The organism is Roseospira goensis (assembly GCF_014197795.1).
Classification (GTDB): Bacteria; Pseudomonadota; Alphaproteobacteria; order Rhodospirillales; family Rhodospirillaceae; genus Rhodospira; species Rhodospira goensis.
The window spans coordinates 120,124-128,266 of record NZ_JACIGI010000003.1; the positions used below are offsets into that span (position 1 = coordinate 120,124).

General features: G+C 67.2%; 8 protein-coding genes. 4 read left to right on the forward strand and 4 right to left on the reverse strand.

Annotation, left to right across the window (positions count from 1 at the left end; genetic code table 11):
- Positions 1 to 103 precede the first annotated feature (103 nt).
- Positions 104 to 700 carry a YdcF family protein gene (locus tag GGD88_RS02600; RefSeq protein ID WP_184431409.1) on the reverse strand — a complete coding sequence of 199 codons (597 nt, stop codon included), beginning with the start codon at positions 698 to 700 and terminating at the stop codon, positions 104 to 106.
- A 119-nt stretch (positions 701 to 819) separates the two neighbouring features.
- On the opposite strand from GGD88_RS02600, the gene GGD88_RS02605 reads away from it, so the two are divergent.
- Together GGD88_RS02605 and GGD88_RS02610 are read left to right on the forward strand one after the other, a co-directional pair.
- Positions 820 to 1,674 (forward strand): hypothetical protein, encoded by an 855-nt coding sequence (locus GGD88_RS02605; protein ID WP_184431411.1) that lies wholly within the window; start codon positions 820 to 822, stop codon positions 1,672 to 1,674.
- Positions 1,675 to 1,710: 36 nt separating this feature from the next.
- Entirely contained in the window at positions 1,711 to 2,451 is a 741-nt protein-coding gene (locus GGD88_RS02610) for a class I SAM-dependent methyltransferase (RefSeq protein WP_184431413.1), read from the forward strand.
- 20 nt (positions 2,452 to 2,471) lie between these two features.
- Here GGD88_RS02610 and GGD88_RS02615 read toward each other — a convergent pair whose 3' ends face one another.
- From GGD88_RS02615 to GGD88_RS18450, 3 genes are all read right to left on the reverse strand, one after another.
- A complete protein-coding gene (locus GGD88_RS02615) occupies positions 2,472 to 3,080 on the reverse strand; it encodes a glutathione S-transferase family protein (RefSeq protein ID WP_184431415.1) in 609 nt (202 codons plus the stop codon).
- Positions 3,081 to 3,244: 164 nt separating this feature from the next.
- Complete coding sequence (locus tag GGD88_RS02620; protein ID WP_184431417.1) at positions 3,245 to 5,278, reverse strand: elongation factor G; 2,034 nt, start codon at positions 5,276 to 5,278, stop codon at positions 3,245 to 3,247.
- A 271-nt stretch (positions 5,279 to 5,549) separates the two neighbouring features.
- Positions 5,550 to 5,786: a hypothetical protein gene (locus GGD88_RS18450; protein WP_221236966.1), complete on the reverse strand. Its 237-nt coding sequence runs from the start codon at positions 5,784 to 5,786 to the stop codon at positions 5,550 to 5,552.
- A gap of 25 nt (positions 5,787 to 5,811) precedes the next feature.
- Here GGD88_RS18450 and GGD88_RS02625 point away from each other — a divergent pair, with 25 nt between their 5' ends.
- Together GGD88_RS02625 and GGD88_RS02630 are read left to right on the forward strand one after the other, a co-directional pair.
- Positions 5,812 to 5,982 (forward strand): hypothetical protein, encoded by a 171-nt coding sequence (locus GGD88_RS02625; RefSeq protein WP_221236967.1) that lies wholly within the window; start codon positions 5,812 to 5,814, stop codon positions 5,980 to 5,982.
- A gap of 572 nt (positions 5,983 to 6,554) precedes the next feature.
- Positions 6,555 to 8,143: DUF4347 domain-containing protein (locus tag GGD88_RS02630; RefSeq protein WP_184431421.1), on the forward strand; the 1,589-nt coding region annotated here is incomplete at its 3' end.

The following is an 8,143-nucleotide window of genomic DNA, read 5'->3' on the forward strand; positions in this document are numbered from 1 at the left end:
CAGCCGATTGCGACAAACCGGATCGGCTGAGAATCAGATCGGTCGCGCGGAGTCACGCAATCAATTCGAACCACATCGTGGTTCCGATTGATCGCGATCCGCGCTATGCGGGACCGTCATCATGCCCGCCCGCCTCCGGAGCGACAAGGGAGGCCCGGGACAGCAGCCGGGGCAGGTACAGCAACAGCGCAAACGCCTCGCGAACGGCCAGGCTGCGGGCGGCGCGCCGGTCGGGGATCGGCACCCCGACGCCCTCGATGTGCACGGGCAGACCACGCGCCCGCGCCACCGCCCGGAAGCACCACAGCGCCCGGCGCAGGTGCGGCCGGTCGGTCACCACGACGACCCGGTCCGGCAGACCGTGGCGCGCCAGTACGGCCAGGCTGTGGGCGGCGTTGCCGAGCGTGTTGGACGACCGCTCCTCCAGCAGCAGACACGCGGGCGTCGCCCCGACCTGCACGGCCAGCGCGGCCATCAGGCGGGCCTCGCTGGGCACCCCGGCGGGGTGACGCTTGCCGGCGCCGCCCGACAGGACGAGCCGGGCCCCCGGCGTCGCCTGCGCCAGCGCGGCCGCGGCGCGCACCCGCCGGCGCATCGCCGCGCTGGCCTGGCCGTCGGCACGAACGGCGGCCCCGAGGGCGACGACGGCCACATCGGCCCCGGTGCACCACTCCGGGGCTGTGTGTGAGTCCCTTTCCATTGCGCCCGCGCTCCTGTAGGAAGAGTGGACACCCGGGCCATAAGCCCCGATCATGGCGCGTGACACTGGCCGGCGCCGGTTTACCGCATCCCTCGGACCCACAAACGAAGCCAGGTTCCATGGCCTCGATCGGCCCCATCACCCTCTACCGCGAGAAGTCCGTCATTCATCGGTTCGACGGCCAGTCCGGCTCCGATGTCCCCCAGGATCCCAGCTTCGTGTTGAAGAGCAACCGGTTGACCATGGAGGTCTCGGCGCACTCCCACACGGCGCCGATCGTGGTCCGGGGGCACAACATCGCGGGCACCTTGCGCATGGCCGCCATCGTCGCGGAACGCTTCACCCGCGACCCGGAAACCTTCAGCCCCCACAATCCCTATCCGCCGGACTGGGGCGACCTGTGGGAGCGCAAGGTGTCCGGATACGAGCGCCAGTTCAACCGCGACAACTGGACCTCGCTGCATGTGGGCGGCGCCACCATCTTCACCACCCGTGACTCGCCGCCTGTCGTGGCCATCGAACGTCTCGCCCAGGGTGCCGATCTTGACGAGCGCACCGTGCGCCAGGCCGTGGCCAGCGTGTTCGGATGTTCCGCCGACAGCGACATGGTGGTGCAGCATGACAGTCAGACCGCGGTCGTGGTCACGCCGTTTTCCGCCTACCTGCGGGCAGCGATCCTGGAGCGCAAGAGCGGCCGGACCGGCTCGTTCTCCGTCTCGGTGTACCACACGGAGACGCGGCGGGCGCGCACCAGCAGCCTGCTGAACTTCTGCGCTGACCTGATCGAAAGCTACAACCTGCGCCAGTTCCTGGAACGCGCCCCCGGCGCCAGCGACGTCGGCGCCACGGCGCCGGCCCACCTGCGCCAGCAGATTGACGCCGTTGTCAAGCGCCGCCGCGAGCTGGCGCAGTACATCGAAGGCTTCGAGCACGCCAACCGGGTGCAGTACCGCCCCGAGCGCCCGGACCTCTGACCCCGCCCCTCTCGCCCCGTTCCCGGACCCGCCCGCATGTTCGAGCCCGCCCTTCCCGAGACCCTCACACACGGCCTGCCGGTGCGCGGCAGCCGGGCCATGGTGCTGGAAACCCTGGAGCCACTGGAGGGCCTGCGGGTCGCCGACATTGGCTGCGGCGACGGCACCTGGACCCGCTTTCTGACGCAGGCCGGCGCCCATGTCGTCGGCCTGGATCCCAACCCGCGCCAACTCGACCAAGCCCGCGCGGCGGCCGCGGTGGCCGACGAAGCCTTCATCCAGGCTGGCGCCGAGGCCCTGCCCCTACCCGACGGCAGCCAGGACATCGCGCTGTTCTTCAACAGCCTGCACCATGTGCTGACCGACCTGATGGCCGCCGCGGTCGCCGAGGCGGTCCGCATCACGCGGGCCGGCGGCCGGGTGGTGGCGTTCGAGCCGGTGGCCGGGGGGGCCAATTACCGGCTCAACCGGCCGGTCGACGACGAGGCCGAGGTCCGCGCCCTGGCCCATCGCCGGCTGCACGAGGCCGCCGACGGCCCCGCCCCGCTCGTGCTGGAACGCGAGTTCGAGTACGTCACGATCTCGAAGAAGCGCGACTTCGAGAGCTGGCGCGCGTGGCAGGAGCGCATCAGCCCGGCGCGGGCGGCCATCTTCGCTGCCGACGCGACCGGCCTGCGGGCGCACTTCGACGCCGTGCTGGCCGAGATGCCGAGGGACGAGGAAGGGGCCGCATTGCTCGACCAGCCGATGCGGGCGACGGTGCTCCGGAGAGTGTAGTGCCAGACCGGCCCCTGCGGTCACGGGGCATCGGTGATCGCGACATGCCCCGGCTGGGCGGCCACGCGGTCGATCCACGCCCGCACATGCGGAAACGGATCCAGCTCGATGCCGCCTTCGGGCGCCACGTGGGTGTAGGCGAACAGCGCGATGTCGGCGAGCCCGAAGCGGTCGCCGACGAAGAACGGCTGGTCCGCGAGGTGCCGCTCCATGAGCCCGATGGCGTCGCGTCCCTGCTGCTGCCGGTTCGGAAGTGCGCGGCGCTGATCCTCGGTCATCTCGGGCTGCTCCGTTAGCCAGAAGCGGGCCACGGCAACGTTCGGTTCGTGGCTGTACTGCTCGAAGAACATCCACTGCAGGGTCCGCGCCCGGTCGAGCGGGCTGTCGGGCAGCAGGCTGTTGGTGTCCGCCAGATACCAGAGGATGGCGTTGCTCTCCGCCAGCGCGGTGCCGTCATCCAGAACCAGCACCGGAACCCGGCCGTTCGGGTTGAGGGCCAGGAACTCGGGCGTCCGGCTCTCGCGCTTGAGGATGTCGACGTCGCGACGCGTGTAGCGCAGGCCGAGCCGCGCCAGCAGCAGGCGGATCTTGTAGCAGTTCCCGGACGGCAGGAAGTCATACAGGATCATGGCGGGACCCTCCGGTCGGGCGGGACGGGAGCGGCAGTGTGCCAGAAACGCCCACCGCCGCAACCGTCCTTGGTCTCACCGGGGGCATGACCGCAGCCGATGCGGCGTCGGGCCGGCGCACGGCCGCGCCCGCCCGCGCCACGCAGCGGGTCCCGCGCCGGGCCTCAGGCGTTCTCCAGCATCGCCTTGCGGCGGTCCACCACCTGCTCGGCCTCACGGCCGCTCAGTTCCTGGAGGTGGTCGAACGCCCACGAGAAGGTGCCGACACCCATGGTGGCGGAGCGGATCTCGACGATCAGGTCATGCATCTCCGACTGCGGCAGCATACCGTAGACCACGTCCCAGCCGTCCCAGCCCTCCTTCTGGTCGAAGCCCAGGATCTGGCCACGGCGCGTCGACAGGGCGCGCTGGGCCTTGCTGGTGGCGTCGTTGGGCACGCTGATCTCGACCTTCAGGATCGGCTCCAGCAGCACCGGATCGCAAGCTGGCACACCCTCGCGCATGGCCAGTTGGGCGGCGGTCTTGAACGCCTGCTCGGAGCTGTCGACGGTGTGATAGGAGCCGTCGTACAGCGTCACCTCGAAGTCCACCACCGGGAAGCCGAGCGGCCCCTGGCGCGACCACTCGCGCACGCCCTGCTCGACGGCCGGGATGTACTGGCGCGGCACCACACCGCCGGTGATCTGGTCATGGAAGGCGAAGCCCGCCCCGCGCGGCAGCGGCTTGATCTCGATGTGGACATCGCCGAACTGGCCGTGGCCGCCGGTCTGGCGCTTGAAGCGGCCCTGCTTCTTGGTCGGTTTCTTGATCGTCTCCTGATACGGCACCAGCGGCTTCTCGGCCTTGACCTCGACGTTGTACTGACGGGCCAGGCGGGCCAGCGCCACCTGAAGGTGGATATCGCCCTGACCCCACAGCAGGAGCTCGTTGGTCTCGGTGTTCTGATCCACCTTGAGGCCGCGGTCCTCCTCGCTCAGTTTGGCGAGGGCCCCAGTCAGCTTGACGTCGTCGCCGTGCTTGGCGGGCCGGACCGCCACAGCGGCCAGCGGCGACAGCGGCGCCGGCCAGTCGGCCTCGCGGGTGCCCTTGGCGTCCAGCAGATCGCCGGTGCTGACCCCCTCCAGGCGGCCCAGACCGACGACGCGCCCGGCCTCGGCCTGGGCGGCCTTGCTCGGCTGGCCCGGAGTGGAGAAGGTGTAGATGCCGTTGATCTTCTCACCGCCGATCGGCGTGCTGTCCTTGACCGGGCCGCGCCAGACGCGCGCCAGCGACATCTTGCCGGTGTGGGCGGCATGCACGGTCTTGAACACCTGGGCCAGCGGGGCGCTGTCACCGGTGTCGACCAGACGGCGCTCCAGGGTCTCGTCGACGCCCGGAGTCTCGTGGCGCAACGCCTTCAGCAGGCGCACCACCCCGTTGTCTTCCAGGGCGCCGCCGAAGAACACGGGGACGACACGGTCCTCGGCCAGGTCGCGGGTGAGGGTGTCGTAGACCTCGTCCTTGGGCGGCACGACGTCCTCAAGCAGCTCCTCCAGCATGTGATCGTTGGTGTCGGCCAGGCTTTCCAGCAGGTCCTGGCGCGCCTCCTTCTCGCGGTCACGCACCTGATCGGGGATCTGGATCAGGTCGGATCGTTCGCCAGGGCGGTAGCGGTAGGCCCGCTCGCTGACCAGGTCGACGTACCCGGTCACCTTCCCGTCCTCACGGATCGGCACTTCGCGCAACACCAGGGGTCGGTCCGACACCCCCTGCAGGGCCTCCATGAGTTCGCGCAGGGTGACCTGGGCGGTCTCGATCTTGTTGATGAAGATCATGTGCGGAATGCTGCGCTGATCGAGGAACTTGAGCAGCGGCATTGCCATCCGCACCCGGGCCGGGTCGGGATCGCAGACCACGACGGCGACGTCCGCCACCATCAGGGCGTTGAGCGCATCCTGCTGGAACTCGACCGACCCCGGGCAGTCCAGGAACGTCCAGGCGTCGCCCAGATAGTCCGCCTCGATCACGTTGATCTCGGTGGTCATCGCCCGGTCGCGGGCCTCCTGGCTGGCGTCGCCCACCGTGTTGCTGTCCTCCACGCGCCCCTTGCGATGGATCACCCCGCAGGCCATCAGCATGCTCTCCAGCAGGCTGGTCTTGCCGGACAGGTAGGGGCCGACCAGGGCAGCCACCCGGGGCGATGTGGCGCGTTCGGGCATGGTTCAGGTCCTCTTTGATCTTGGTTCGATGAAAGTGGCACGGCACCGCGGGACCGTGCGACCGGACCGACGGCACACCATGAGTGCACGGCGGCGCCCGACGGGGCGCCGCGGCCGGTGGGTCCATGTCCGCATGGTCACCAGGGGCTGGGAGCGTTGCAAGGGCAAAGCGACCCGAAGACAGGCAGGTTCGCATCGAAACCGTCCGGTAGCACAGACCGGGGCGCGGCCTCAAGCCATCCAAAGGAGGCCCCAGGGCTCCGAACTCGGATTACGGGATGTCCCTGTTCAGGATTTGGGCGAGGTCGTTTGGGTCCCATGCGGCGCGTTTGCGTCTGGTCTTGCGGGGGCGCTTGTCGGACATGGCGCGCCCAAGGTTGAAGGCGAAGGGCCTGACGACGGCCATGTTTTTGGCGCCGTAGCCGGTCCGGACGCGGGACAGGTCGTCCTTGAAGGTGACATCGCCGACCCAGTGGCGGCTGTTTTCGATGGCCCAGTGGCTGCGCACGGCCGCTACTGAGGACCTTGAGACTGTGACCGACGACGACAAGGGACACGGCCGCCCCGAAGAGCGCACCGTCACCGTCTGCCGCGCGGTCGCCGGGTGGGCCGGGGACCGCCGCTTTCCAGGCGAACTGCGCCTGCCCGACGCGGCCCCCCGCCTCCAGGTCGACCGCCCTACCGAGGTGAAGGACCAGACCTGACCTCACCGCCCGGCCCGAAACGGCCGGACACCGACGCGCGTCCCCAGCCGATCCCGAAAGGAGTCCGCCACCCAAACGCCAAGCGGACACCGTCCGGTGAGACCTGCGGGCTAGCGTCGATTGCGACAAACCGGAATCGCGGCGCGGGTCCGGCTTGTCGCAATCGGCTGCAATGGGCGAACCGGGCGAGGACTTACCGATGGTGGAAAACAAACCAAAAGAAATATATATTAATATTCAGGTTTCGTTACGGCCCTGTCGAATATTGTCCTGATACAATAATAATCATGGCCGTCATGCGGAATTTTTATTTGACCCGGATGCGCGCCAAGCGATATTCAAACCGGAACGGTTAGCGCGTCGGGCGAGTCGACGCGAGCACGCCCCGGCGCATCGCACCGCCGCATCTTCGCCCGAAAGGCGCGTTTTATGGATCCATATTATAGTATAGGTCAATAAAAATGAAGTTATAGATGTAAATATACACCTTAAAATCCCTCATTCGTCGTACTTCGTCCCGCCCAACCTGGGTATCGCGATCGCGCCCTCGATCCGTTGCCGGAGACCCCGCCATGACCACCCCGTCCCAGTCCGCGTCCCAGTCCTCGTCCATCCCGTCGGGCACCGCCGCCCCGGGTCGCACCGTCTACGTCCTCGACGCTGCCGTGCCCGATCTTGAGACGCTCCTCCAAGGTGTGCCGGATCAGGCCGAAACCGTGCTCCTGTCCGGGGGACGCGACGGCGTGGCCGACCTGGCCGCCCGCCTGGCCGGCCACACGGGGATCGCGGCGCTGCACATCGTCTGCCACGGCCGCGACGGGGCGCTCATGCTGGGCAACGCCGTGCTGTCCACCGACACGCTGGACGCCTACGCGCCCGAACTGCGGGCCGTCGCCCGGGCGCTGCGCGACGGCGCCGACATCCTGCTGTATGGCTGCGCGGTCGCGAGGACCGAGACGGGCGCGGCCTTCGTGGCGGCCCTGGCCGCCGCCACCGGCGCCAACGTGGCCGCGTCGCGCACGCCCACCGGCGCGGCCGACCAGGGCGGCGACTGGGCGCTGGACGTCCGGGTCGGAGCGGTGACGACGGCGGTGGGGTTTTCGGCGGGAGCGCGGGCCCGCTTCGCGGCCGTTCTGGGCCCCTCGGACGAGAACTTCGACGGGAGGGAGTCGGGTACATACAATGACTACAGACCCATTGGCGACTGGGTGTTCAAGGCCATCGGCTTTACTTCTTATTCGGTGCCGGGCAGGGTCGCTGACAGCACCGAGTTGCCCGGAAGGAATCTAAACCAGGACGAAGAAGACAATGATGGTGACAAGCTCTTCATGTGGAATGAATACAAAGTAGATGACCTATATGATTTTTATTTTGCTACTACTAATCAATCTGACTTTAGGCTGGAATCTTTCGATTTTGGCGCAAGCAGCGACTCTGTAAAAAAATTTATGATCGGGGCATATCGGGACAACAAAGTGGCTGTTGAATGGGAAGTCGTGAATCTGGAATCCTCTGATAATGATGGGAACATTACTTATACTCTTTCTGGAGGCAATGAACACGGCGTATACGGAACATTGACCTTCGGCTCGGCCTTCAACTGCGTTGACAAGATCTTGTTTCGACCTCTTTATGAAGAGGGCGTTGTCACTACGCCCGCCATCGACAACATCGATGTCTCCGCGGCGATCGAGCCCAACACCGCGCCGGTGTTCCACGACCTGGGCGGCGAGGGCGTCTCGGTCTCCTATACCCCGGGCGGTGATGCGGTGATCCTGGACGCCGACGTCACCGTCACCGACGCCGAGCTGGATGCCCTCGCCGAGGGTGCCGGAAGCTACGACAACGCCACCCTGACCATCGCCCGCAGTGACGGCGCGAACACGGACGATGTGTTCGCGTTTCAGCTTCCGGACTCTTACTCTTTCGGCTTCGAATACGGTTACCATACAATTACTAAGGATGAGTCTACTGTTGTGGCACTCTACAAAACGACGGATGGGACATTTGAGCTCTCTTTCGATCCGGGCGCCACAACGGATGACGTGAATGCGATCCTCCAGGTCATCCAGTACGAAACCACCGACACATCGTCGGGTGATATCGAACTGACCTGGACGTTCGACGACGGCAGCGGCGCGGACAACGCCACCACCACCGG

Excerpts from the sequence above, each read along its gene's own strand:
- GGD88_RS02600 (WP_184431409.1), bottom strand. The coding sequence starts at position 700 with ATGGAAAGGGACTCACACACAGCCCCGGAGTGGTGCACCGGGGCCGAT.
- GGD88_RS02605 (WP_184431411.1), top strand. The coding sequence starts at position 820 with ATGGCCTCGATCGGCCCCATCACCCTCTACCGCGAGAAGTCCGTCATT.
- GGD88_RS02610 (WP_184431413.1), top strand. The coding sequence starts at position 1,711 with ATGTTCGAGCCCGCCCTTCCCGAGACCCTCACACACGGCCTGCCGGTG.
- GGD88_RS02615 (WP_184431415.1), bottom strand. The coding sequence starts at position 3,080 with ATGATCCTGTATGACTTCCTGCCGTCCGGGAACTGCTACAAGATCCGC.
- GGD88_RS02620 (WP_184431417.1), bottom strand. The coding sequence starts at position 5,278 with ATGCCCGAACGCGCCACATCGCCCCGGGTGGCTGCCCTGGTCGGCCCC.